Annotated in this window: 31 protein-coding genes, 1 tRNA gene and 1 pseudogene; 24 read left to right on the plus strand and 9 right to left on the minus strand. The window is 43.4% G+C overall.

The features are described from left to right. The first annotated feature begins 1,086 nt into the window (after positions 1–1,086). From H735_RS18490 to H735_RS18510, 4 genes are all read left to right on the plus strand, one after another. The gene (locus H735_RS18490) at positions 1,087–1,518 is read left to right on the plus strand and encodes a hypothetical protein (protein WP_020198130.1); all 432 of its coding nucleotides are present in this window, start codon (positions 1,087–1,089) and stop codon (positions 1,516–1,518) included. Between the two features lie 82 nt (positions 1,519–1,600). Beyond that, entirely contained in the window at positions 1,601–2,032 is a 432-nt protein-coding gene (locus tag H735_RS18495; protein ID WP_238320689.1) for a hypothetical protein, read from the plus strand. A gap of 615 nt (positions 2,033–2,647) precedes the next feature. Next, positions 2,648–3,064 (plus strand): cytidine deaminase, encoded by a 417-nt coding sequence (locus tag H735_RS18500; RefSeq protein ID WP_027726866.1) that lies wholly within the window; start codon positions 2,648–2,650, stop codon positions 3,062–3,064. 675 nt (positions 3,065–3,739) lie between these two features. Then, positions 3,740–4,183, plus strand: a complete 444-nt coding sequence (locus H735_RS18510; RefSeq protein ID WP_020197591.1) for a hypothetical protein — start codon at positions 3,740–3,742, stop codon at positions 4,181–4,183. Between the two features lie 223 nt (positions 4,184–4,406). Here H735_RS18510 and H735_RS18515 read toward each other — a convergent pair whose 3' ends face one another. Together H735_RS18515 and H735_RS18520 are read right to left on the minus strand one after the other, a co-directional pair. Then, the gene (locus tag H735_RS18515; protein ID WP_020197592.1) at positions 4,407–4,604 is read right to left on the minus strand and encodes a hypothetical protein; all 198 of its coding nucleotides are present in this window, start codon (positions 4,602–4,604) and stop codon (positions 4,407–4,409) included. A gap of 389 nt (positions 4,605–4,993) precedes the next feature. Then, positions 4,994–5,722 carry a ParA family protein gene (locus H735_RS18520; protein ID WP_020197593.1) on the minus strand — a complete coding sequence of 243 codons (729 nt, stop codon included), beginning with the start codon at positions 5,720–5,722 and terminating at the stop codon, positions 4,994–4,996. A 194-nt stretch (positions 5,723–5,916) separates the two neighbouring features. Here H735_RS18520 and H735_RS18525 point away from each other — a divergent pair. The 17 genes and pseudogenes from H735_RS18525 (at position 5,917) to H735_RS18600 (ending at position 17,044) form a co-directional block, all read left to right on the plus strand. Then, a pseudogene (locus H735_RS18525) lies at positions 5,917–6,837 on the plus strand (Rpn family recombination-promoting nuclease/putative transposase). A 645-nt stretch (positions 6,838–7,482) separates the two neighbouring features. Next, entirely contained in the window at positions 7,483–8,064 is a 582-nt protein-coding gene (locus H735_RS18530; RefSeq protein ID WP_020197594.1) for a hypothetical protein, read from the plus strand. A gap of 115 nt (positions 8,065–8,179) precedes the next feature. Next, positions 8,180–8,470: a hypothetical protein gene (locus H735_RS18535; RefSeq protein WP_020197595.1), complete on the plus strand. Its 291-nt coding sequence runs from the start codon at positions 8,180–8,182 to the stop codon at positions 8,468–8,470. Beyond that, positions 8,463–9,176 carry a hypothetical protein gene (locus H735_RS18540; RefSeq protein ID WP_020197596.1) on the plus strand — a complete coding sequence of 238 codons (714 nt, stop codon included), beginning with the start codon at positions 8,463–8,465 and terminating at the stop codon, positions 9,174–9,176. Before H735_RS18535 ends, H735_RS18540 begins: the two co-directional genes overlap by 8 nt. Continuing rightward, on the plus strand, positions 9,173–9,559 hold the full coding sequence (locus H735_RS18545) for a hypothetical protein (protein WP_020197597.1): 387 nt from the start codon (positions 9,173–9,175) through the stop codon (positions 9,557–9,559). Before H735_RS18540 ends, H735_RS18545 begins: the two co-directional genes overlap by 4 nt. Beyond that, positions 9,552–9,848, plus strand: a complete 297-nt coding sequence (locus tag H735_RS18550; RefSeq protein WP_020197598.1) for a hypothetical protein — start codon at positions 9,552–9,554, stop codon at positions 9,846–9,848. The genes H735_RS18545 and H735_RS18550 overlap by 8 nt, the downstream gene beginning before the upstream one ends. A 454-nt stretch (positions 9,849–10,302) precedes the next feature. Further along, positions 10,303–10,551 (plus strand): hypothetical protein, encoded by a 249-nt coding sequence (locus H735_RS18555; protein ID WP_020197599.1) that lies wholly within the window; start codon positions 10,303–10,305, stop codon positions 10,549–10,551. Positions 10,552–10,746: 195 nt separating this feature from the next. Next, positions 10,747–10,980 carry an H-NS family histone-like protein gene (locus tag H735_RS31695; RefSeq protein WP_020197600.1) on the plus strand — a complete coding sequence of 78 codons (234 nt, stop codon included), beginning with the start codon at positions 10,747–10,749 and terminating at the stop codon, positions 10,978–10,980. Then, positions 10,980–11,153, plus strand: coding sequence for a hypothetical protein (locus tag H735_RS32110; RefSeq protein WP_020197601.1), 174 nt, complete (start codon positions 10,980–10,982; stop codon positions 11,151–11,153). The genes H735_RS31695 and H735_RS32110 overlap by 1 nt, the downstream gene beginning before the upstream one ends. A gap of 539 nt (positions 11,154–11,692) precedes the next feature. Then, positions 11,693–12,406: an ATP-binding protein gene (locus H735_RS31700; protein ID WP_227741559.1), complete on the plus strand. Its 714-nt coding sequence runs from the start codon at positions 11,693–11,695 to the stop codon at positions 12,404–12,406. Further along, the gene (locus H735_RS31705) at positions 12,406–13,650 is read left to right on the plus strand and encodes a type IV secretory system conjugative DNA transfer family protein (RefSeq protein WP_227741561.1); all 1,245 of its coding nucleotides are present in this window, start codon (positions 12,406–12,408) and stop codon (positions 13,648–13,650) included. Before H735_RS31700 ends, H735_RS31705 begins: the two co-directional genes overlap by 1 nt. Before the next feature lie 102 nt (positions 13,651–13,752). Continuing rightward, positions 13,753–14,223 (plus strand): DUF1845 domain-containing protein, encoded by a 471-nt coding sequence (locus H735_RS18575; protein WP_152447679.1) that lies wholly within the window; start codon positions 13,753–13,755, stop codon positions 14,221–14,223. After that, a complete protein-coding gene (gene mobC, locus H735_RS18580; RefSeq protein ID WP_020197604.1) occupies positions 14,220–14,960 on the plus strand; it encodes a MobC family replication-relaxation protein in 741 nt (246 codons plus the stop codon). Before H735_RS18575 ends, mobC begins: the two co-directional genes overlap by 4 nt. 24 nt (positions 14,961–14,984) lie before the next feature. After that, positions 14,985–15,932: a DNA topoisomerase gene (locus H735_RS18585; protein WP_020197605.1), complete on the plus strand. Its 948-nt coding sequence runs from the start codon at positions 14,985–14,987 to the stop codon at positions 15,930–15,932. A 331-nt stretch (positions 15,933–16,263) separates the two neighbouring features. After that, the gene (locus tag H735_RS18590; RefSeq protein ID WP_020197607.1) at positions 16,264–16,473 is read left to right on the plus strand and encodes a hypothetical protein; all 210 of its coding nucleotides are present in this window, start codon (positions 16,264–16,266) and stop codon (positions 16,471–16,473) included. 38 nt (positions 16,474–16,511) lie between these two features. Beyond that, positions 16,512–16,811, plus strand: a complete 300-nt coding sequence (locus tag H735_RS18595; protein ID WP_020197608.1) for a hypothetical protein — start codon at positions 16,512–16,514, stop codon at positions 16,809–16,811. A 32-nt stretch (positions 16,812–16,843) separates the two neighbouring features. Then, positions 16,844–17,044, plus strand: coding sequence for a hypothetical protein (locus H735_RS18600; protein WP_020197609.1), 201 nt, complete (start codon positions 16,844–16,846; stop codon positions 17,042–17,044). 51 nt (positions 17,045–17,095) lie between these two features. On the opposite strand, the gene H735_RS18605 is transcribed toward H735_RS18600, so the two are convergent. From H735_RS18605 to H735_RS18625, 5 genes are all read right to left on the minus strand, one after another. Then, entirely contained in the window at positions 17,096–17,359 is a 264-nt protein-coding gene (locus tag H735_RS18605) for a hypothetical protein (RefSeq protein ID WP_020197610.1), read from the minus strand. A 111-nt stretch (positions 17,360–17,470) separates the two neighbouring features. Continuing rightward, positions 17,471–17,875, minus strand: coding sequence for a hypothetical protein (locus H735_RS18610; protein ID WP_020197611.1), 405 nt, complete (start codon positions 17,873–17,875; stop codon positions 17,471–17,473). Positions 17,876–17,981: 106 nt separating this feature from the next. Beyond that, the gene (locus H735_RS18615; RefSeq protein ID WP_020197612.1) at positions 17,982–18,395 is read right to left on the minus strand and encodes an antirestriction protein; all 414 of its coding nucleotides are present in this window, start codon (positions 18,393–18,395) and stop codon (positions 17,982–17,984) included. Positions 18,396–18,587: 192 nt separating this feature from the next. After that, positions 18,588–19,199: a DUF2913 family protein gene (locus H735_RS18620; RefSeq protein ID WP_005438213.1), complete on the minus strand. Its 612-nt coding sequence runs from the start codon at positions 19,197–19,199 to the stop codon at positions 18,588–18,590. Between the two features lie 31 nt (positions 19,200–19,230). Further along, a tRNA-Leu gene (locus tag H735_RS18625) sits at positions 19,231–19,314 on the minus strand. Between the two features lie 561 nt (positions 19,315–19,875). On the opposite strand from H735_RS18625, the gene H735_RS18630 reads away from it, so the two are divergent. The 3 genes from H735_RS18630 to H735_RS18640 all read left to right on the plus strand — a co-directional run bounded on the left by H735_RS18630 (position 19,876) and on the right by H735_RS18640 (position 23,491). Beyond that, entirely contained in the window at positions 19,876–21,084 is a 1,209-nt protein-coding gene (locus tag H735_RS18630; RefSeq protein ID WP_005438212.1) for a NupC/NupG family nucleoside CNT transporter, read from the plus strand. 210 nt (positions 21,085–21,294) lie between these two features. Further along, positions 21,295–22,584: a sugar phosphate nucleotidyltransferase gene (locus tag H735_RS18635; protein WP_020196195.1), complete on the plus strand. Its 1,290-nt coding sequence runs from the start codon at positions 21,295–21,297 to the stop codon at positions 22,582–22,584. Positions 22,585–22,696: 112 nt separating this feature from the next. Next, complete coding sequence (locus H735_RS18640; protein WP_009705097.1) at positions 22,697–23,491, plus strand: helix-turn-helix domain-containing protein; 795 nt, start codon at positions 22,697–22,699, stop codon at positions 23,489–23,491. A gap of 33 nt (positions 23,492–23,524) precedes the next feature. Here the strand turns inward: H735_RS18640 and H735_RS18645 are convergent, their stop codons facing one another. Next, positions 23,525–24,625, minus strand: coding sequence for a DUF3541 domain-containing protein (locus H735_RS18645; protein ID WP_009705096.1), 1,101 nt, complete (start codon positions 24,623–24,625; stop codon positions 23,525–23,527). Between the two features lie 69 nt (positions 24,626–24,694). After that, positions 24,695–25,303 carry an alpha-ketoglutarate-dependent dioxygenase AlkB family protein gene (locus tag H735_RS18650; RefSeq protein WP_020196196.1) on the minus strand — a complete coding sequence of 203 codons (609 nt, stop codon included), beginning with the start codon at positions 25,301–25,303 and terminating at the stop codon, positions 24,695–24,697. Positions 25,304–25,406: the final 103 nt, after the last annotated feature.

Here is a 25,406-nt window from a genome sequence, read left to right on the forward strand (position 1 = left end):
TACACCTTTCAGTAAGTACCTTTCACGTTCTTTCCGGTGGCACTATATGCGGAGTGTTTGCTTTGACTTCACCGTTTACGGTTTCTAACTCTTAGCCTATTTCTTTGGTGCTTCTTCTTTTTCGTGGTTTTTACTAAGTCAGCATTGTCTTTCTTTGGTGTTGCTGTTGAAGTGCGAGGATCGAATCCTTTTCTAATTTGAAGTCAGTAAAAGTAGGGGAGTTCAGTACGTTTTTCTTCTAGCCAACTTTCGTCTCTTAACCGAGTTTAAGTTTTGTAGCTGCCCGTCTCACTTCAGTGTTCAAAGCCTTTCATATCATGCCACTTTTCAATATCTTGGATCGCATAAATAGAAGTAGCGCATGTACTAACAAATTGCTTAAGAGTGATTCGTAACGCGTGGCATTTTTACTTTGCGGTGGCTTATGGTGATTAAGGCGCTGTGCGGTAGCTTTTGTATTGCGTTACTCACACCTTAGCAAGGCGTTAGTACGGGTTTGGCATTAAAGGTAATAAGTTTTGGTGTCTATCTGTTTTGGCGCTCGTCTTTACACCTTTCAGTTTGTGCCTTTCACGTTCTTTCCGGTGGCACTATATGCGGAGTGTTCGCTTTGATTTCTCCGTTTACGGTTTCTAATTCTTAGCCTATTTCTTTGACGCTTCTTCATTTTCGAGGTGGCTTTTGAGAGAAGCTTGGTGACTTTTGGTGTTGCTGTTGAAGTGCGAGGACCGAATCCTTTTCTAATTTGAAGCCAGCAAAAGTAGGGCAGTTCAGTGCGTTTTTCTTCAAGCCAACTCTCGTCTCTTAACGGAGTTTAAGTTTTGTAGCTGCCCGTCTCACTTCAGTGTTCAAAGCCTTTCATATGATGCCAGTTTTCAATATCTTGGAGCGCACAAATAGAAGTAGCGCATGTACTAACAAATTGCTTAAGAGTGATTCGTAACGCGTGGCATTTTTACTTTGCGGTGGCTTATGTGATTAAGGCGCTGTGCGGTAGCTTTTGTATTGCGTTACTCACACCTTAGCAAGGCGTTATGTACAAAGAGCTTGACTGCATCTTTCACAAGAAACTACTGGTCGTGTTGTATGGAAAATAATCGAATTCATCTTAATGAGCTGATTGCAGAGTATACTGAGAACTCAAAGATAATAAATAAAGCAGATGAAGAGCTTTTAAATAATGACAGAGGCTTATTTAAAGCTAAATTAAAAATAAGCCTAAATATTGCAAAATCAGTGCACAAACAACAATTGGAAAAACTCGAAGAGTTAGATGGTAGCTTTGTGGGTGATTTGGAAGACTCTATGCACGATAACTTTGCCCATTTAAGCATCAAGGACACCAATTATAAAGTAGTCGAAAGAGCAAGGACGGTCTTTACTAGTAGTTTGGGACGGTTCGAAAATACTATTGCTGTTATAGAGGATAGTTTGAATTTTAATCAATCTATTGTGCTGGCGAGAATAAGTATATTTGTTGCTATTTTATCTATTGCTACGAGTTATTTCAGTGGGTAAGTTTGTACATAACAAACTGTTTAAGAGTGATTCGCAACGCGTGGCATTTTTACTATGCGTAGCATTTAGTGTTTAAGGTGTTATGCGGGAGCTTTGGTATTGCGTTGCTCACACCTTAACAGGGCGTTATGTGCTAGGAGATCAAATGATAAAACAGCCTCCTTACAAAGTTGAGTTTGGTCAATCAGGAGAAGTCCCTCCGGCGCACGTTGTTGCCATAGATAATACCTCAATAAAGTTAAGCAATAGCAGTCGAGATGGTGATACAAGTGGTCGTATTGATGAGCTTGATCTCAATGGTGGGATTCAATCAAAGGAAACCAAACAGATGATGCTTGAGCTCAATAAGCAGGGCTTTGTGTTTGCTTACGATGATAAAGCTTATATTTCACCTAGCCATTTTATGAAGCAACTTTTATTGAGCGGTGACCTAAGAACATCATTCAAAGAAATCAGTTGGTCAAGTCCAAAGCAATGGTGTCTTACAGAGTATGAATTTGAGCAACGCACATAACAAACTGTTCAAGAGGGATTCGCAACGCGTGGCATTTTTACTATGCGTTGATTTTAGTGTTTAAGGTGGTTTGCGGAGGCTTCGGTATTGCGTTGCTCACCCCTTAACAGGGCGTTAACTGGCGCAGAAAATACGAAAGCACAATGATACAGCTTCTAGGTTCAGAGATTTATCGTGTTCGGTCGGTTCCCTTAGCTGAGCTAATGCGACTAATTTCAGTTTGATACTTAAGTTTACTGATGTGAAAGGCGGCACAAAGCCTTCTAATAATATAAGGCATTCGCGATTAGTTCGGCGCACTTACATCGCCGAAGTATGGTGTTGTGAGACGCATTTCAAACTAAAGATAAACGGTAATTTTTTGGTTAAATACATATTTGAGTTAGCTTTGCTAATCATTAATTAGCAAAACGAGCTTTGGCGAAAGTGGCTGAAAGATCGCCGAAAACTGAAAGGCGCTCAGTTAACAAACTGTTCAAGAGGGATTCGCAACGCGTGGCATTTTTACTATGCGTTGGTTTTAGTGTTTAGGGTGGTATGCGGCGGCTTCGGTATTGCGTTGCTCACCCCTTAACAGGGCGCTATAGCGCTCGATAAAATTGAATATGGATGGTCATGGATAATATCGAAAAAGAACTATATCAAGATCAAGCAGCAATAGAACTAGTAAATATGCGATATCCTTCTGGTTGGGGTGGTGCTGCGGCTGTTAGAACAGAGTCAGGAAAAATATTAACAAGCATTGCTCCTGATACTAAAAACGATGCTCTTTCACTATGCATGGAAGTGGGAGCGCATTTAGAGGCTCACAAACTCAATGAGCGAGTGACCCACTCATTATGCCTGTGTCGTGAGAGCGAGAACGATGAATTTCTAATCTTGTCACCATGCGGAGTTTGCCAAGAGCGCCTTGTCCACTGGGGTGGGGATGTCAAAGCAGCAATTACGACTCCAGAGAATACATTGATTTTCAAGACTATACGAGAATTAATGCCTCATCATTGGTCACTTGTAAACGGCAAAGCGCTATAACAAACTGTTTAAGAGTGATTCGCAACGCGTGGCATTTTTACTATGCGTTGCGTTTAGTGTTTAAGGTGGTATGTGGCGGCATTGGTATTGCGTTGCTCACCCCAACAGGGCGTTATGCAATTTTAAACAGTCAGTAAAAATGGTTGGATACTTATGAAATCAAGAGATTTAAAAACAATATATGACGTTATTGTAACTGAGTATAAGATGGAACATATCGGTGAAGGTCGGTTCTTGCACTCGTTTAAGCCGAAAACGACGAAAGGGTTACGCATGAAGCCACCGATGGTTATTACTGGGGCAAGAAATATGCGTGGCGCGAGTTTGGTCTTGTTATTTCAAAGGATGCTTTTTATGCCTACTTGGAGCAAATCGGTCATCCTAAAGTGCCTTGTATAACGGCAAATCCAGATATGACATTTAGCAACGATCCTTCTACAGCATACAAAGAAGAGGGTTTAGCTGAAGCCATGGAACTGCTAATTACGACCGCTGAGAAAAAACTAAAGCTCTATACCAATCACCTCATTACAGTAAACGTTTCTCTATTCGAGGTATTGAAGCTATTACGGACAAAAAATAGCATACAAGCATTTAAGAATGATGCCCAACGCTTGGCATTTTCAGTTCTAGGTCGGGTTTCGTGTTTACGGCGTAATGTCTCAGGAGGAGTTTATGTCTCAAAAGGTTCGTATATATCCACATCAAACACTACAAAGCTTAGCTTTGGTCAATCATGAGTTATTAACAGATAAACTAACTGCTGGGGATGAGGCGGATTTAGATTACTATTGTATAAACAGTATTGTTTCCTTGGCTTTTTCTGTTGAAGCTATACTGAATTTTGTTGGTGACAAAAAGGTTCGTGGGTGGCAAGAAAGACAAAATTGGCATCAAAAGCTAGATAAAATATACAAAGCGATAAATGAGCCACTAGACTTTGAAACAGAGCCTTTGATGTCAATTTTAAAACTCAAAGATATTAGAAATGGAATTGCCCATAGCAAGCCTGTTGAAGTTGTTAAATCGGCTTCTAACCATACTGAAGCCAAGCTAAACATGAAAGCAGAATGGGAGTTACTCTTAGACCCAAACTTTGCTTTGCATGCATATGAGTAAGTAGACACTTTTTACAATTACCTATTACAAAAGTTCGGAATTTCAGTATTTGAAACTCTTACTTCGAGTATCGGTACCATTGATTCAAAGACATAACAAACGTTTAAAGGTCAATCTCTTTCTTGAAAAATGGCTTGGTTTACACCAAGCCATTTTATTAGCAATCACTCATTTAACAGTATAGGCATAATCTGCCCCGAGGAATACCATTCCGTAAAATATTTTAATGATTAGCTTCCCCGACATTTGATGTGTGAGCGTTGAGATAGTTCTCAATGGATTTACGGCTCACGAATGATTCAAAAAAAGAACGTTGAATGGCTCCGAAAAAGCCGTTGTCGATCATTCGACCGAGCAAACACAATTCGTCATCACTAACGGTTTTATTCAGGATGTGACTGGTGCTACAATTCACCTGCATCTTAATTCTCCTATAGGGTTGTATTACAAATGTAATACATCCTAAGTAACTTTTTGGATAGCTTCAATTGGTGCATCCGATGGAATGTCACTTCGCATTTCAATCAATCCCCTCATTAATTTTGCTGGCGTAATTTTTTTATCGGTAAGCTCTTGTAACTCTGAAATCCAAACAGCCAATTCTGCCTTAGGTTTTGGAGGAAGCCTCATAGTTGTAGGGGAGACGCTAGACGTTATATTGGACGCGCTAGATGTGACTGTGATTTTTTTTCAATTTCAGATCCGTCTTTTTTGTCCTTACTGCGACGATTAAGAATAGAACCCTTTGATTTTAAATCCATAACAATTATAAGAATTGAATAACTTCATTCGCTAAAGAACGATAGTCATTTACTGCCACACTACCTTTTTATACGAATACAATGTTTTTACTTCAACACTCGCTTGCCCAATAGCCTCAACTTTACGAATTTTTGTATGCAAGACATGTTCTCGCACGGACTCCAACTGCTCATCCAGCCAATCATTAATAAGACTATTTCTCACATCATATTCATTTCTAAAAATTCGATAGTTAATTTCATCGGATTCTCTGATTTCTTCCAAGGCATCGAGCAAATCAGCAAGGCCGTTAGCAGAAAAAGACCCACCATCAACAGGAACCAAAAATAAATCAGCAGCTAAAAGAGCATTTGTGGTGGTTAGACTTAGGTTTGGGGGACAATCGAGAATCACATAATCGAAACTAGAATCTAGTTTTTTCAAATGCTTTGTTAAAATTTTTTCGCGATGAAACATAGATATTGATTGTTCAATTACGCGACTCAAATATATATATGACGGAATAAATGACAAATTTCTAATTTCACAGTCGCCATCAGTAGCCCCACGAACAATCTCATTCACATTAGTGGTTTTAGGATTAGAAAATAATTCAGCTACAGATTTTTCAAAGCGTGTTTCGCCAGCAGACAGAACCGACGAAGCGTTGCCTTGAGGATCTAAATCAATAACCAATGTGTTGTGTCCGATTCTGGCAAGAGTATTACCCAAATTCACCGAGGTAGTAGTTTCGCCCACTCCACCTTTTTGATTAGTTACAGCTATAACTTTAGCCATTGCGCGTCACCTTGTATTACATTTGTAATACAATCAGTTGTTTGAAATGAAGAGTTGTTGAGTTCGTATTGTTTAGCGGGGTTTGAGGTCCAACGGAACGAAAACGTACGCTAGTAATATTAAGGTTCTGATATATATCAGATTAAAATCTGCAATATCATATTGATTAAAGTATAGTGTTGAGATGTAAAAGAATGAAAACACCGACATCGATACATGATGGATTGTTTAAGTCGTTTCTGACGGTGCCAGAGACAGCGAGAGACTTTCTCGATGCCCACTTACCAGGACATATCAAACAGATCTGCAATCTCGATACGCTCCAGCTTCAATCTGGTTCATTTTTGGAAGATGAATTAGTGCCATACTATTCTGACGTGTTGTACTCAATGGAGACGGACAGTGGGGTAGGATATGTGTACGCTTTAATCGAACATCAAAGCAGTCCAAATAAGCACATGGGGTTTCGGTTGATGCGATATGCAATCGCAGCGATGAAACAACACCTTGATGCAGGTAATGAAACGTTGCCTTTAATCGTACCATTGTTATTTTATCATGGCAAAACCAGTCCTTATCCATACAGCACCAATTGGTTGGATGAGTTTGAAAATCCAGAGATAGCTCAATCACTCTATGGTCAGTCTTTTCCTTTGGTGGACGTTAGCGTGATACCGGATGATGAAATCATTCGGCATAAGCGAGTGGCGCTATTGGAGCTGGTACAGAAGCATGTGCGACAAAGAGACTTGTAGGATTTTACAGACACACTGGTTACACTGTTATTAGAGCGTTTAATAACCAGCAAACAATTAAATAGTTTAGTAGAGTATTTGCTTAGAGTAGGGGAAACATCAAATCTAGAAGATTTAATGCGAACGTTAGCGAAGCAAGTACCGGAGCATGAGGAACGGTTCATGACAGTAGCAGAACAGTTAGAAGCGCGTGGCCGCGAACAAGGTTTGAAACAAGGTTTACAGCAAGGTAGACAAGAAGGATCTCAAGAAACCCAATTAGCAATAGCAAAAAAAATGCTATTAGCAGGTTCAGAGCTAACCTTTATTAGTGAAGTTACCGGACTTAGCGAAAGCGAGATCACAAAGCTTATCAACTAATGACATTTCGCCATTTTTTATTTGCACAATGTGACAGCGTAACCAATGATTCAATGAGGAGCTGCGCGACGAGTACCAGAACGCGCTCCCGAAGTGAGTAAGAAGCGTCCTATCCTAGTTCTCAGACGTTATTTGTGTTTACCGAAGTATCCGGTATGAAAATTGCCCTTCGTCCTGCTAGACCCTGATTAGCGCTATTGGTGGAATTAAGCTCGATTATTGAGTTGAGGTTCCACGAAATCATGCGTATATGCTCGATTGGTTCCTGTCGTATGACAAAAGAAAGGTTCAGCGCAGCCAGCTAGTATTTTTAACTTTATTTTAGTGTTTTGACTTGATGCTGGCTGCTGGGGCCCGTCAAAAGCGTTCATAGTTGTTCATATTTTTGTTGTGGTCGATTAGCTTTTGATGGGAGGTCTCACTGAGCGAAGCGATTGTTTTTTCTTGAATATTTATCTTTATATTTATCTATACCGCATCGAGGATTTAGAAATGGGTATGTCAAAAAATACGTGAAAAATGACATACCCAAGCGCGTATTGACTGCGCCATCCCGTATCCCCACGCAAGGGCTCTACGATTAAACATTATCAACCAATCCTAACCAGGCGCTCATAAGAGCGCCTTTTTTTTACAGAGAACACAATGCAATACGTCCTACTACCCGCATCCAACGACCAATATTTTCTTGCTGATTGCAAAGAAATCATCGCCATTAAAGAAGGCGTCATTGATGCGCCAGATTTTGATGAATCGAATCTGACCTATCGCCTGATGTACGGCGCCTATAAACCTCAAGCTCAGGCGCACTACAGCGATGAAGAAGTCAGAGCACACATAACCGAAGCCATTGACCAATGGCTTATTCACATTGATGGCAAGAACGTCATTGATTTGGGGATTGAAGGCATTGTGATTTCAGAAAGCATCATCAAACGCCAATGCACTGAATTACAACATCCAAGAACCACTCAAGATGTCGCGTTCGCCGCCTTAGTCAAAGCACCGGCGTCTTTTGAGATTGACGACAAGCGTTATCAGACTCGCACCGCTTATCTGCGTTGGAATGGCATTGACGCCATCACCACGCTGCTCAATCGAAAAGGTTTATTTGCCTTCACCAGTGAAGACAAGCGATTCACACCAGAAGAGCCTCTAACAAAGAAAAACTGGCGTCTCTACATCGATCACTTACGAATGCTCAAAGAAGCCCGTAGAGCGCAATAGGTAAATAAAACCTTTGGCTTCTTCTCAATCAACACCTTCGAGTAAATGCTCATCCAACCAACGCTTTGATTGTGTTTTTTTAACGATGTTCACACACTTAAATGAGATCAAAATAATGACAAATAAAAAAACCGATTATCCTCACCTTATCGAAACATTAGCCAAACAGGCACACCAAGGTTGCGGTTTAAGCTATGAACTTTTCAGTCGCCGCTTTCAATCTTCCATTGATAACCTCATCGAACGTCTTCCAGAGGAAGAAAAAGGATCTGTGATTGCCATTGCTGTTAAGCACGGTTATGAACGTGAGCAACCCGATGAAGATTGCAGGAACGACGACGAACGTTGCTGCTCTCATGGTATTGATTTTGACTGCTGCCCAGCGGGGTGCGCGGATTATGACTGAGATTGTAAAGCTGTCCGTTCAATTAACGGATGAAGAAGAGCAAGAACTTCAAGCATTCGAAACTCAACATCGCATCAAACGCCAAAAGGAAGAAGCGATAACCTTACGCGTTCAAGGACACGACGTCATGCGTCGAGCGCGTTTACCGTTGTATTTTCGCGCTCGTATTCGAGAGATGCGAGTAGGAGATACATTTCTAATGGGGTCGATTCGTCATATCTATCATGAAGAGGACACGGGCATGGATGATTACGAAGGTGTCGCCGAAGTTTACGTTGAACGAGAAGGCAAAGGGCTCTATCAACTTCGTTGTAACTGGAGTCTATTAAGCAAACCATCTCGTCCAATGACGTTTTCTCACGTCACGTTCAAATACGAAAAAGGCGGTGTATTTGCCTTCTTTGGCGAACACGCCAAAGAAGAACTACGCAGGATCTGTTTAATCAGTCGCTTCATTCAACATCTCATCAAAAGTGCAGCCCCCGAAGACGTAGCTCCGTATAGTCAGCTAGGAATTCCTAACTTTCTGTGTGGCGTCAACATAGATAAAAATAACCTCACAACGCGCTTGTACTGGTCCAAAACACAAGAACGAAAAGTACGTTACAAATTCGCCAACGAACAACTACCCAAGCCAGTGATGGAGTGCATATTGAATATTGGGTTCTTAACGGGCGCCATTCCACTTGAGGATAAAGCAAAATGAAAGACAATCCTAAACACCTGTTTAGCATTAGCTCTGGCGATAAGGTTATATCAGAGTGCTATAACAATAACGTTATGGATGATCTGTATCGTCATCTCACAAACATCACCAAGATAAACATGACAACCTACCGAGCTGGACGCGCTATTGCAGAACTCATCATTCATTACGATAGCGGGAAAACATTTCTGCTAACGATATGGGAGAGTGAATTAAGCTGCCCGCCATTATCTTCTGACGACATTCGTTTAGCTCACAAAGAGATCGCATTACCCGATATAGCGGACATCATGATATTCGTAACAACGTTGGCTCGTCATGCACATCTGTCCCCGCATTTACCATCGGCTCAAAATTCAGCAGAGGTTCTCACTTATGCTTGATCCAGTATTCAATCCCGCCATCACGTCTTCACATAAAAATGCGTTACGCATTTTTATCGAGAGCATAACCGAGCACATCACACCCAATACAGTAACGCTCTATACGTATCGAATTGGCGCAAGGTGTCTGCACGTATTGAAGCTCGATGATCAAATTGAAATCACTATCAGCGATGGTAAGACAGATATACCAAACAAGAAAAATTGTTTGGATTACTTGCGCGTTGGTCATATCCAGATAGACGTATTCGATAGCATGGAGTCACTTATTTACTCGATCATTTGTTGAATGCACTGAAAGAGAAAAACGGAGATCTCGTTTATGTGGTTCAACAGTAACGGCAAGCTACCAATAACCTAAAAGGAAAACGGGAGATCTTCGAATATGAGTATTAATATTTTCAAGCAGCCGCTCTAAAGCTATTTCAAAAGCTTAAAATCATCGCTCCAGATTTAATTTCAAGTTCACACCTTGATTACCAAATCCCTCTAGAAAAACACCTCGATGAGTACAGAGAGTTACTGTATGAGATAGAGCATCAAACACACTTCTTCACTCAGATAGCCCCGCACTGGTCAAAAAATCATGCTTTACTGCATGATGATTTACTTGAGCACCTTCTGGAGAAGAAGGGGACCAAAGAAAAACAGATCCAGCAGTACCGAACTCGGCCTAAGCCCCCTTTTTTACACACAAAGATAAGTCTTGTTCTTACCCAAGACCATGATAAAAAGGAAAATCGATGACGTTCTTACCGAACCATCCTCACCACCTTTTCGAAGCGAAATGCAAAGGCAAAACAAACTCCGGTGATGACATTCACTTTACCCTTAGTCAGATTTATTTCGACTCTTACAACCCGACAGACAATACTTTTTTAATCACAATCCTAGGCAGCGAAAATGTCGACGTTCTTTATGACAGCATTGAGCTAATTTCACCTCAAGATTTGCATTTATTACTGACACCTCCAGCGCAAAACACCAAGTAGACACCCCGTCTTTGACCATAAAGAATATGGCTTATTATTAACGCCACTGTCTTCACAAAGTGCATCCAGCGCTTACCCACATATCCATCATGAGGAGAACTGGAAACCTTCAGGATCAATTTCCAGTCGATTGTGGAGATGTGGATAAGTGTATGAACCGTTAGGCTCAGACATCAACCAAAGGCAACACAAATTATGCAAGACATAATCAAGAAACTCAGCAACCCAAGACAAGCGAAAACGGTGCTCAAACACGCCAGTGTTGAGCAGCTTGAGCGCGTCTTAAATGTCATTGCCGAGTTCAAAGAAGAGAAAGAATTGGAAGCCAAAATGCAAGCCGAGCGAGAGCAGCAAGAGCGCCAGAGCTCGAAGCGCTGCGCGAGCAAATCATCAATAAGGGACTCGACTTTGACAAGTTGTGTGACCTAATGAAGCCGAAAAAGAAACCTCGTAAGGTAAGCAAAAGCGACACCAACACGCCACCAAACACTTACATTTATGGTGACAACAAAACGTGGAATGGCGTGGGCGAGGTTCCCGCGGAATTACAAAGTTTACTCGATGAAGGCTTCGACCTTTCGGACTTTATCGCGCAGCCATAACTTCATCTTTTCACCATAACACCGACTCTTCTACGCTCTCAATACGTGCTTTTTTGCTACGTGATGAGACTCAAGCTGCGCTTGAAAGCGAGTCCGTAGCCCTGGCTCAAAAAACATTCAATCGCGCGAACGCCCCCTCTGCGGGGCTTGATTGATAATGATTTTTGGAGTGCGAAAGATGCACATCGAGAGCATCAAAGTCACTTTTCGCCCCAGCGAAAATGACTGAGACGGGGGAGCCGAAACAAACGCTCGCCCCAGCGAATAGGCGAGACCTCCCCAGAGGTCGGTTTGTTTTGGGGGCTTGCCCCCGAAAACCGTTGAGTAGGCGAGGCGGTTTTCGGCTTTTAATTAGAAGGATCTGCGCAGGGGCGTTCAGCCCCGAGCATGAACCTTCTAATTCATTGAAAAAGAACCGCTTTTTTAATATTCCCCTTTCAAGGGGAACCCCATCCCTTGGAGCGTTCAGCGTAAAGGCTTGGGGCATCCATCGGCGTCACCCTAACGCCGATGAAATTCAATTAAGGAGCATCAAGATCATGTCAGAGATGATCACGTATCGACTGTTTGAGGCGAGCATGACCGCGCTCTCTCAGCTCTACTTACTGACGTTTTACCACGCGGGCATTCTCAGTTTTTTAGCCGGGTTGATCACGCCCACGATCTACTTTGATAAACCGGAAAAAAACGAAAAAGGCTCGGTTCTTCGACGTCTTTTTATCTTTATCGCCGTGCTGCTATTTTGCTTTGGCACGCTCTCCAACTTCACCGTTCCGGCAATGATTAATGCGCTGCAACAGCACTATTTCGTTGCACTTTCCGACCTGGTTTATCCCGTTTGGGCGTATCTGTACATCCTTCTTTTTTTACTCGGGATTGGCATTCATGTTGCGCTGCGACGCGCAATATTGCCCCGCTTAAACAAGCTCAAACAAAAGATGACCAAGAAGACGACCATGGCACGAGATGAGCGCACTGACGTGCGCACAGTAAAAGCCTTTCTACCTGAAACCGTTCAATACGATCCTGAAAAATACATTGATCTCAATAAGGGCGTTTTCGTTGGTTTGGATCGCGAACATCAACCGCAATACATTCCATTAGAAGACATACAAAAGCAGCACGCCGACATCATCGGCACCACGGGTGCCGGTAAAGGTGTTGCGTCAGGATTGCTCCTTTATCAGCTCATTCTTGCTAACGAAGGCGTGTTTGTCATGGATCCGAAAATGACGAATGGGCGCCTCATTTGATGAAGTACGCGTGTGAAAAAGCGGGTAAACCGTTCTACCTTATTGACCTCAATAAGAAAGCCCCACAGCTTGATTTGTTGGCTGACGCCACACCGGAACAAATTGAAGAATTGCTCGTGGCCGGATTCAGTTTGGCAGAGAAAGGCGACGTGGCCGACTTCTATCGTATCGACGACAGAAAAGCCGCAAGGGAAGCGCCATTGCAAGCCAGTCACATCGAACGGCGATCATTTAAAAACCTGTTAAATACCGTCTATGTTCGTGGTATTGCGGAAACCATTAAAGCATTTTACGGCAAACTCGAAGAACTCTCTTTGGTGGAGTCGATTAACGCCATTGGGGGGATGCGATTACAAGATGTCTTCGACCAAGGAGGGTGTTGTTACGTCATTGGTTCAATGCGTAACTCAAAAATATTGATCACACAGAAGATGATCCTTATCCGCTTATTTCAACTGGCAGAAACACGCGACCGTGTGGCTGGCAAACCACGCCCAATTGCCATCTTTCTGGATGAATTGAAATACCACATTTCCAAACCGGCAATGGAAGGCTTAGGCGCCGCGCGCGACAAGGGCGTGCATATGTTTCTCGCGCATCAATCAATTGCCTACTTAAAAGATTGTCCCGCCGACCTCAACGGGGACGCCGTTGTTGGCGCAGTGGTGGAGAATACCAAATTCAAGTTGGTGTACCGACTACAAGATCCCGATACCGCTAAATGGGTGTCCGAAATGTCAGGCACAATCTTGGTGGACGATGAAACTCATTACGTCGAAGCCAACAAATCACTATCCGAAGTGGTGGAAGATAAACGCAACATTCGCATGGCAGAAAGACAGTATGTGGATACCAACATGTTGCTAAATTTGCCCGCCTTTGTCAGTTACATTTTTACGACAAACGATGTGCCTAAGCCGTCACTCATTGCTCCTATTAAAGTTCAAAAACAACAACTCGTCACGTTTGATGAAACGCAGCAAACCATTCCTGATGAACCCGAAGAACTAACACAAGAAAGTGAAGAGCCGGAGGGTGAACCTCTCGTTCATGAAGATGAGCACAGCGACCTCGAAGGATCACCAACACCACAAGGATCGGACATGAACAACGACCTTAATGAACTCGATCTCGATACGTTTAAACCCGCAGGCGATGAACCGAAAACAACACCACAGCGGAACGCCAAAGAAGAAGCCGCTGAACTGGAGGCTCTCTCACAACAAATTGATGGATTCAACTAGTGATACTCAAAATCAAACTGGAGATATGATCCAATGGAATTACAAAGTAAACGACTTTGCGCCCTATGGGACCATAACAAGTACACCCTCAGAAGTACCCCTATGAAAAAGCCCATTGACGGGCTTTTTATTTTTAATAGCCTGTTTTCCGTGGAAGCGTTCGCCTCCAGGCCGGAGCAAAACCTCACCACGAAGTTGTCCAAACTCACCGCCGAAAAACTGTTGAAAAAAGTACGCGCGCTACGTAACGACATCAACCAACAGCATCGGCAGTTGATGACAGAGATGGACGACATTACGCTGAATGCGCCACGAGAGATAACCGCGCAAGTGATGAATGTGGAACAGCGTTGCTTTACACCAGGCAGCATCATGCTAATGAAAGTCTTTATGGCCAGCGACAGCTACTTCACCACACTCAACAAAGCCAAACTCAATGGCGAGTTGACCGAGAAGGAGATGCAAGCGCATCGAACAACGGTCATAAAACAAATCACTCAATGCCTTTTTGAGCTCAACAAAACGTGTCTCTCTTTTCATAAAGTGCGCAAGCAAGCAGAGGCGGCCACATGAGTCAACTGATTACTTCAAAAGAAGCCCGATATAAAAAAAACCATGAAAAAATGGCAACCGTGATCCAGTTTCTAAAACAAGAAGTCTATTCCGACATGCCTAATCTAATGCTATTACTGTCCTATAAAGACAGAGCTCCATTAGATCGTTTATTGAACAAACTTATCAGTCTTGAATATATTCAAAAGCATGTGTTTGAATTTCAAACTGGCAAGATTTCGATTTGGGGGATCACTGACTTAGGGCTGACGCAAAACATTCAGGACATCAACGAAGACTTTCGAGCGTTCGATCCCTACCGCGTTAAATTTGGTACGCTGGAGCACAAGCTTATGAACCAAAAAGCGCAAATCTATTTGCAGCGTAATGGCTGGACGAACTGGCGTAACGCCGACCAATATTCGTTTCGAAAGCAATACGACGTCGAGCACCGACCAGACGCCATCATCACGGCACCCAACGGATTTACCATCGCCATTGAAACCGAGCGTACCCTCAAAACGGTGTCTCGTTATCGCGCTATTCTTAAGAGTCACGTCTTAGCGCAAAAGAAAAACTACTGGAACGCAGTGTTCTATGTGGTGCCCAATGACGACATTCGCCAGCTCTTAATCAAACGGTTTGATCGCGTCGAATACATCCCGTTTGACGAATCCAAACATCCTTTCGAGCACTACCGTTCGAAACTCGTGCGCGTGTTCACGCTCGACGAACTGAAAACCCTCACCATTCAATAACTCATGACTTATGACGGCATATCGATGTTCAATATCGAGGCGCCGTCACATCTGGAGAAAATCATCATGATCGTATTTATTGCAGAAAAAACCTCATTAGCCGCGGCCATCTTTAAGGGCTTAGGCGGCAATCCCGACACTCAGAAAAAAGACGGCTATTACCAACATGGCCAGTACATTGTGACTTGGTGTTTAGGTCACTTACTAGCGCTATGCGATCCCGAAGACTACAACATCGAACATAAAAAATGGGCGCTGTCTGATCTGCCGCTTACGACGGTGTATCCGCCGCGAATGAAGCCCCGCAAAGGGGCAGAGAAACAACTTAAAGTGGTGCTGAACTGGATAGATAAAGCCGACAGTATTGTTCACGCCGGAGATCCCGATCCCGAAGGTTGCCTCCTGGTCGATGAAGTGCTGACTTACGCGCAGAATACCAAACCGGTGCAACGTGTCCTGATTGCCGATTTAAACGATAAGCCGGTGAAAGCAGCGCTGGCCAACTTCCAACCCAATGAAAACTTCCAACCACTCACCCAAAAGGCACTCGCTCGCACTGTCGCAGACCAAACCTTCGGTTATAACCTCACTCGTGCCTACACACTCAAGGCAAGGGAGAAAGGCTTTGATGAAGTGCTGAATATTGGCCGAGTGGTCACCACAATGATTGGCATGATTAACGAACGCACCTTGGCAAACCTCAATCATCAGAAGAGCTTTTACTACGAGTTGTTTGGTCATTTCGACATGAACGGAAACGTGCTCAAGGAAAAACTCATTCCAGGGGAAGAGTTTGAATTCGATGATAAAGGCCGAATGATTTCGTCACTGGAGGTGGCCGCCACCAAAGAAGCCGATACCGGTGCCAACGCTCATATCTCCAACATCGAGCAAAAGATGGAACACCGTCAGCCACATTGGAGTGTGTCGATTACCTGTCAGTCAGTCCTGATGGGTGGGAGGCGTATTTAGGTAGCCAGTGGATTGGCTCATCCGAAGTGTAAGCTCCTCAAAGCGATAAAAAAGTGAGCGTCATCGTTTGATGACGCTCATGATTGCTCAATGTATCCTGATTTTTGGTGGCCAAATTGAGCGTTTGACGTCGTTAGTTTTTAAACTAATCGCTTTTAAGCTTAGCAAAGCTTAATACGTAGCAACGGTCGCCGTTTGTTATTTGCCTCGCAAAATACTTCATAACTTGCTCACGCTAAGCTATTGTTAAACTTTAAACAAAACCTTGTCGGTACTCATTAAACAAGGTAATTTCACGCGCACAACACGCATAACATAGGAAATTGTATTAATGCCAACCTACGAAGTCACCTACCTCGATGCCAAACAGGGCATCATCGACAGTGAGGCTATTTTTATGAAAAACTTGGGCGCAGCTAAGCGCTCTGCGGCGCATCACGCACCAAGTAAGACGGAGCAAATCATCATCAAGGACTTGATGAACAGAGTGCTAAGTCGCCTTCTGGTTAATGAAGGATGGACGGACACCTCACCAAACTAGACATCCATTTCCCCCTTTCCCACCCCAACGGCAGTACCATGCAAACTAACAATGACCCTTGGATTTGTCTTGAAGACGGTGAAGACGACTATGTAATTGGACGCTTTGAACTCAGAGTGCGTGGTCGTAAACCGCTTATTCTCAACAACCCAACCTATTCAAAATTGATGTTCGTCACGCAGCAATATTTACACCTATCAAAAACCGCAACAGAACAACTCATTCGCACCACCATTTTGAACAGCCCCGACCCATTAACCGCTGATGAGCACATGCGCTTGGTCAGAGTCTTAGAAAAATCCCTAAACTCAAAACACAAAGAAAATGAACGACTATAGTTAATCATTATATCGATAAGATAGGGGATACCATGCTTTATGATGAGCTAATCGATACGCATAACGATGCGATTTTGAATTATTCACTGACCCAAGTACAGCAAGACGAAGAAGCCGCGATTTGGTTGACGATTTTGGCTTTTGAAAAGCTATGGCTGCAAATGGAAGCCAACGATCTTCCAGCAGATATTTCCACCTGGCTTCGCCATAAAGTCGATGACCTACTCAGATAAAGAAAACCCGATAATGTAAAAGCATTATCGGGCCATTTAGTGAATAAAAAATTAGTGCTCGGATAACCAGTCCTCGGCGCGGTCATGGGTGATATCGTCGTTTGTTTCAACGATAGTCACACCATGAAAACCGCCCACATGTGGATTCAAAGCCAATCCCATCACTTTCTTTGCTTCATATAAACAAGGCAGTACGACAAAATATGCCTTGCCCCATGAACCTCCAAGAATGACTTTGCAAGCGCCTTGATACTCTTTCGAAACATGAATCTCGGCTTCAAGCTGACCTTCATATCCGTCCAATAATGAATACATGATCTTCCCCTTTAAAATTAGACATACTGTTGTGGCTAATTCCGCTGGCGCTTGCCAGTTGAACTGGCAAGCCCGGCTAAGGGCGGTAAAACGATGGATGTTCTCTATCCGTTATTCAACATCAGAGTAGCTTTTTACACCTTTCTTGATCCCTTCCCAAATTTCTGGCCATACCGGAATGGTACGACCGCAATCAAAACAGCTCATCACGACTTGACCATCACGGCCAATCAAGACATGACTGTTCGTTGGAGTATGACAACAAGAACACGCATGAAATCCTGCAAAGCTGAATCCCGTTTTATCGAGTAGTGCAAAATTCAACACCAATGCTTCTTCATGAAGCGGAGTCGTCGTTTCAAGCCACGCATTATTTGTATCGCACCAGACATAAAGTTTGCCATCACTATCAAGTGACAAATAACACTTACGTTCCAAGCGATAATGGGTGGTAACTTCTGATGGTGTATTCTCTCGGATTTGTAGAATATTGATGATCGCGTCAAGCTTTGACATAAGACCTCTCCTAGAACAATAAATAAAACAGAAGAAGCCCCACAGGACTTCCCCTGTGGTTAATGCAAAACGTAAAACGCTTTAGTTGGTTGGTGTTATGCCACGATTAATCGATGACACGAGCAATATTATCCCATTCAGAATGTTCTCTGGCGTATTCCATAAGACGCACCTGGTGATGGTTGAAATTTTCCATTTCGGCAACGTCGCCTTTTTCAAACGCGACGATCGCACAAAAGCTCAATGCAATAAGCCAAATACACATCCCTGCCGCTTCTTGAGAAAACGTCCCCGACGAGTAGTTATGAGGGTTGTCGAGTGTGACTTGCGTATTCATAACTGGATAAGCGAACTTACCTCCGTTATCTAACGTAACAAACTCCCAATAGGCCCCGTCGTACTCTTTCAGAAATTCATCTGAAAAACGGTAGATCGAGTTTTCAAGGAAAACGAACTGTCGGGTAATGGATGGATAAAAATTCAGACGTTCCTGTTCAGAAACGATTGTAGCAGTAATCATAATGATCACCTTTGAATTGATGGATTGACAACAAGCGAGGCTATCAATCATAATCTTGGGCTGCGACACCACTCGATTATGAATGGTTGCCTTCGCCAAGATTTACAACGTCTTATGCGCTGTGTGGTCATTATATTGGAGTAAAAAGAAGCCCGTCAACTTAATGATGGGCTTTTTTATTGCCGTTTGCGATTACGCTAGCTCTAGCGTGATTCGCACAAATTGCTCGTCTTGATACAACACTTCGTAGTTGAAGGTGTTATTCGCATAAATACTACCTAGGAACAACGAACGTTGGCTCATTGGCCCGCGGAAAAGCATCGAAATTGGTGCGATCAAGGCGTTATTGTCGTCGAAATGTTGGTTTAAGTTCTCTGACAACACACACAACAAGCAACCATGTTGGTCGTGGGAAAGATCCACATCTTCCGGACGAGAAAGTAGTACAGTTGTACCCAGCTTTTTCTCAACTTCATTGATCAACAGTAGGTAACTGTCGAGGTGAGGCTGTGGGTTTCCTGGTTTATCGGCACCTACACAACGTTCGAGTAAGGCTTCTAAATTGCCATTTTCCCCTTTTGCCTGTTGAGTCAGAGACTTTAATGGCTTTTTAATCAGTTTGTAGCGATTGCTTTTTAGTTTCGGTTTTAACCACTTCTGGAGCAGGTCGTTACGTTCTTTTAAGGGGATAATTCGCGATGACGCGTGGATTTTGAAGTGCAGGTGTAATAAAGCGTGCACCGCAAGTTCGCTAAGTAATTGATTAGCGTCCGCGGATTGTTTTGCCTGCTTAGAACTTTGCATTACACTCTAAATTTCTTTGTAAAGAAAGGAATGGTGCCGAGAGAGGGACTCGAACCCTCACACCAAAGGCACTAGCACCTCATGCTAGCGTGTCTACCAATTTCACCATCTCGGCATCATGATGCTCTGAATACACAGAGGCTTCGGAATGAAGCGTTCCAAATTGTATATCCAAAATCCATAGATTGGCGAGAGCAAAATTGCTCATTTTTGGTCTTTGGTGTTCAACTGAACATTTATTGTTCATTTTTAGCCATTTCATCCTATCTTTCCCTCCTAATACCCCTATTTTCCCTACAAGTATGACCATAAAAAGGCATCTTTGCTTAAATTATGAACGCTTGAACGTTTGCGTAAATAAATGTGATGAAACTCTCGTTTTGATGGCTATACTTGCGACCCGTTTAAGCGGGAATTAGGGTTCGTTGTTCAGGACCCTTACCCATACAAGCCGTCACATGGAGCGAGATGAGTTACCAACTCTCTAGCAGTGAATGACCCCACGGACCGGACCAGCTACGTTCAATTGCTTGTATAAGGTAAAAATAAGATGTCGAACTATCCGTTCTTCCTCCAATCTGGATCTGCGAGTGCATGGTCACTCGATACGTTGTCTCTTTCTTCTGCCAATGCTTTTGGCGCTCCTTTCTTTTTCAACGTTCAGTAGGTCCGATTCATGAGTGTTCTATTTAGTCTATTTGGTATTGTTGCACTACTAGGTTGTGCGTTCCTGCTGTCAGAGAGCCGTTCTTCAATCAATTGGAAAACCGTGTCTCGAGCATTGTTGCTTCAAATGGGTTTTGCAGCTTTAGTGCTTTATTTCCCTTGGGGGCAAGCTGCACTGGCGAGTTTGAGTAGTGGTGTTGCAGGGTTATTAAGTTTTGCCGATGAAGGCATCAAATTCCTCTTTGGTGACCTTGCTTCTACTGGCTTCATCTTCGCGGTTCGCGTTCTTCCTATCATTATCTTCTTCAGCGCTCTTATCTCTGCCCTTTACTACTTGGGCATCATGCAAAAAGTGATTCAATTTATCGGTGGTGCAATCCAAAAATTCTTGGGTACCAGCAAAGCAGAATCTCTTGTTGCAACAGGTAACATCTTCCTATCTCAAGGCGAATCGCCACTTCTTATCCGTCCTTTCTTGCAAAACATGACTCGTTCAGAACTGTTCGCGGTAATGGCGGGTGGTATGGCATCAGTAGCGGGTAGTGTTCTAGGTGGTTACGCAGGTTTAGGTGTAGAGCTGAAATACCTAATCGCAGCAAGCTTCATGGCAGCACCAGGTAGCTTGTTGATGGCAAAAATCATTGTGCCAGAGCGTCAAACACCTAGCGATTACAACAACATCGAATTGGACAAGTCTGAAGAGAGCAATGTGATCGACGCGCTAGCAAGCGGTGCAATGGGCGGTATGAAAGTCGCGGTTGCGGTAGGTACAATGCTGATCGCGTTTGTGAGTGTGATTGCGATGGTGAACACCGGTCTGGAAAACCTAGGCGAAATGTTCGGCTTTGCGGGTATAACGCTACAGGCAATCTTTGGCTACCTATTTGCTCCTCTTGCTTGGTTGATTGGTGTGCCTAGTCACGAAGTTCTAGCGGCTGGTTCTTACATCGGTCAGAAAATCGTAATGAACGAATTCGTGGCATTCATCGACTTCGTACAACATAAAGCAACACTGACTGAACACACACAAGTGATCATCACGTTTGCGCTGTGTGGTTTCGCAAACATCGGTTCTATTGCCATTCAACTTGGTTCTATCGGTGTGATGGCTCCAGAGCGTCGTAAAGACGTAGCGAACATGGGTTTGAAAGCAGTAGCAGCAGGCACGCTAGCTAACCTAATGAGTGCATGTTTGGCGGGTATCTTTATCTCGCTATAAAGGAATGCCAGCACATAAAATACTTTAATGAAACCCGCCAATTTGGTGGGTTTTATTTTATTAGGCTACCGAATGAGAGGTTGGTTAAATATTTAAGAGTACATCGCTCTGTATTATTCATTTCTGAGTCATTTGCTCCTTATATCGAATAGTATTGCCGTACGGTTTGGGCTTACTTTCTAATTTGTTAATATGACAAGGAGGAAGAGCGTGACGTCAAAAGTCGTATCGGTGGTGCTTGCCGATAGAGAGCGGACAGGGCTAGGGCCTCTCACAGAAACATGTTGTAAATCGGTCACGCAGTTTGCGGGATCTCATCGTTTGATTGATTTTGCCTTGAGCAATCTGATTCAGGCAGGCGTTAAACGAAATCTGGTTTTGACCCGCTTTCATTGTGCTGCGTTGAACACTCACATTGAGCAGGCGTGGCAAAACTATCAAGCACGCATTGAACTGCTTGAGCCGACTTATCCTCAAACTACTTATCCTCAGACTCGGCTTTTGCCTGCATTGGAACAAAATTGGACCGATGTACTGTTGCAGAATCTTGATTCGATTAATCATCCGACCGATGAGCATGTATTGTTGGTTGGTGGTGAGCAAATTCATCGCAACTACATTGCCTCGTTACTTCAATACCACCAAATCCAGAAAGCAGAACTGACTTTGGTTGTCGTACAGGTGCCAATCGAGCAAGCCTCGAAATATCATGTCGTAGAACTGGATGCTCAACGTCAAGTTGTGAGTATTCAACATCAACCAGAACATCCTGCAGAAATACCAAACAAGCCGGGCTTTGCCATGGTGCTGACAGAGAACTATCTCTTCCAACGTCCAGTGTTAGTAAAGGGATTGTTTACCAACGCGAAAAAGCTCGATGGTCAGCATGATCTGACTAAGGATATTGTTGGTCTAATGGCTCGTCGTGTGAAGGTTGAGTTGTTTGATCTCGGAGTTCTTTATTCAGAGCAAACGCCTATGTATTGGCATGGATTGAATAACGTTGACGACTATTGGCGTGCACAAATGATGTTGTTGACGGAAAACCACCGTTTGAAAAAATCTCAATCAGAGCCGCTATTAAGTGAAAAAGCGCAGTCAGATAGACCTTGTCAACGCAATGAAATTGACGGCATTAAAGTGCGCATTAAAGACAGTTACATCGCGTCAGGGTGCAACATTGAAGGGGCTTGTTCTATCCGCTCAGTGATTGGTGTTGACTGTGACTTGGGCAGAAACAGTATCCTGCATGAAGCGGTGCTTATGGGGCGCTGCCAAGTTGGGGCGAATAGCCGAATTACCCGTGCAATCATTGAAGAGGATGTTCATATTGCTCCGGGCACGGTCATTGGAGAAAAGCCGGAAAAAGACAGTAAGCAATTCTTCATTACCGAGGGGGGACTTGTGGTGATCCCAAGGGGCAGTCGCGTCGGGTTTGAAAGTGAACTTGCGCCTCTGCACGAGAATTACCCCGAAGGCGTTACAGCCAACACTTTCTAATAAAGGTATGGTGGTTTCTAAAGAAGGTTCTACCAAAAGACAATTTGTTGTCTATTCTAATTTATAAAGATAAATAAAATTCTAAATTACAATAAGTTGGCTAGGAGAGAGCATGCAGTTTGAACGCGCTCATTTTGCAGATGCACTAAAACATTTCAGGAAAAAATCTAAATATTCGCAAGATGCCTTGGCCGAGTTACTTTCTTCCGCTCATCGTGTGTTTTCAAGTTTGAATCAAGCCACACTCAGTCAGTGGGAAAGGGGGCGAATAGAACCGACACTGTTACGTCGCCTAGGTATCGCTCACTTCTTTCAACAGCCCTATCATTATGATGAGCAAGAGCTAAAAAGCGTCAAGAAGGCACTGCAACATCCGGTGAATTTTCAGAACTTAAGCACTGTGTACGATTATGAGATTACTCATCGTAGCCATGTCGCTTTTGAAAAGCTGGACGAAGATGACAAACAGTTGATTTGTGAGTCACATCATCGGCAAAACGGCAGTGCGGTGACGGATACATTAGACGCTCTGCATCTCACGCAACCAAAGGTATTTTGCTTCTACTACAAAAAAATGCTGGTGGGGCACATTCTTTATGAACAAAAGCAGAACGCGATTTATCTGGTGAGTGTGGTGTTCCTCACTAAAACCATCCGAACGGCATTGCTTTCCCATATTGCTGAAATCAGTAAAGGTTTGACGGTTTACTTCCCGATCCGAGACCACAGTTTGAATCAGTTTATGGAAGACTGCTTTTTAGAGAAGTGTTGTTATAGCCACAGCGTCACGTTTTATGCAGGGACCAGTGAGCAGTTTTTTGAGAATCCGATGATCTTAAGCGTCATGCAAGGGTTTCAGGACTTTCGCTTAGTACGCTACGAGCAGGTAACAAAAAAGCAGAGTTAACCACTCTGCTTTTTATTTATTACTGTTGTTCGTTTATCGCGACTGTTCGGTCTTCTTTGGCATGAGACCATAAGGCAGGGATTCAAAGGCGTAAGGCTGGTTTTTCACTGTCGGTGCTTGATGCACACCTTGCCAATCAAGCAGCATAATCGCCAGTACGTTGCGGTGTTCTCCGTATTTTAGATCGTAATCGCCTTCTACAGAGGGAATCATGCCTTGTTCGGTATTGATGGCGCCTTGAATCGCCTGACGTGTTTTATCAACCACTGGATCGTCATCCAAACCAGCCAACAAGAAAGTAATCCCAACCTCCGCTATCACGTCTTCTTTTGAACGCAGGATGATGGTGTCGATGTTGTCGCGAAAGTAGTCATAAATCCATTGATGATCCGCTTCATTCACCTGCTTTTGGTAGTATTGAGAATCGCCAAAGATGATGTGCGTCATGCCATAAATTTTGTTGCTGTATTGCTGAGGCGACAGCTTCTTGTCTTGGCTATCAGGATACGTGCTACGGAAGGCTTTAGTAAACTGAGCCACCACATCTTGCTCTCCAAGTTGCCGTAACCAATACACCTGATTCGCTAACTGCGCAGCCCATGCTTCAATCATCTCTGGATCAGTGGCGTATCGAGAGAAATCATAGCGGCGCAAGACACTTCTCAAGGTCTTATCTTGCTTGTGTTTTAGGCCATATTCATCTGCTCTGGCCATTGCCCCTAGCAAATCCACACCTAAATAAAAATATTCTGGCTGATGCTTGGTCACGGTATAGCGGCGCTGACCCCTTTCATCTTCTTGGTCGTGGTAATTCGCGAGGCGCTCTTCTGAATAGAGGAAGATCTGTTCTTGAGTGGTGACATCGCTGGCAAAATGGTTCAGGCGACTGGCGACTTGTGCCATGTCTGTCCAAACGGCTGGAAGGTATTTGTCATCTAAGGTTTGGCGATACATTCGAAGGCCAAAGTGCCCTTCACGAAACGCAGGTAGTGTGTAGAGCCGCGATTCATAGGTATCTTTAATTAACTGAGCGGATTGTGAATAGGTCAAAACAGGAGACTCTTGCGCGGCTTGCACTTGGAAAGCCAGTGAGCATGAAAGCAACACGGCTAAGCTGAGAGGTTTGATACGCATAAACACATTCCGTTAGAAAGCTAGAATTCAAACCTACCATCAATGCTTATTTGCTATGTAATAACTCAGTCAATAGTTGGTCACGATATGGCGGAAAGTCAGATTAATACGTTCGCCTTTTGGTTTGGCTGTTTTTGGCACTGCATGCTTCCAGTGGTGCTGAAGCTCACCTGCCATAATAAGTAAGGAACCATGGCTAAGTTCATATTCTATTTGGGTTTTACAATGTAAATTTCGCAGTAAAAATCGACGGGTTTCACCGAGGTTAATCGATGCGATAACAGGATTTTTCCCTAGTTCTGGCTCGTTGTCTTGGTGCCATCCCATGGAGTCTTGTCCATTGCGATATAAGTTGGCTAATACTGAGTTGAACTGCACTTCAGCGATGGCCTCACTGCGCGCTTTTAATTCGGTCAGTTCAGGAGTCCAAGGATGTGGTGCCATGGTTAATCCTGAATAGGTGTAATCCACATCGCCATGCCAAGCTTGCAAGCGAGGTTGCAAGACAGAACGACCAAACATCATGATGCTTTCTTGTTGCCAAGGTAAGGTGGAGTGGAGTTGCGAAAAGTAGCGATCAGCGTCTAATTGACTCAGAAAGTTAGGATCATAGTAGATCTTGCCCTGTGCTACTTCTTGCCAAAATGAGCTTTTAAATAAATCACCTTGTACTTGCATCTCACTTTACCTGTCTCATTTATAAAAAGGTTCGATATTTATTACCTTTCCGATAAGTATTGGTTATTCTTAAATTAAATAAGTATTTTAACAATAAATATAA

This window comes from Vibrio owensii CAIM 1854 = LMG 25443 (assembly GCF_000817815.1).
GTDB lineage: Bacteria > Pseudomonadota > Gammaproteobacteria > Enterobacterales > Vibrionaceae > Vibrio > Vibrio owensii.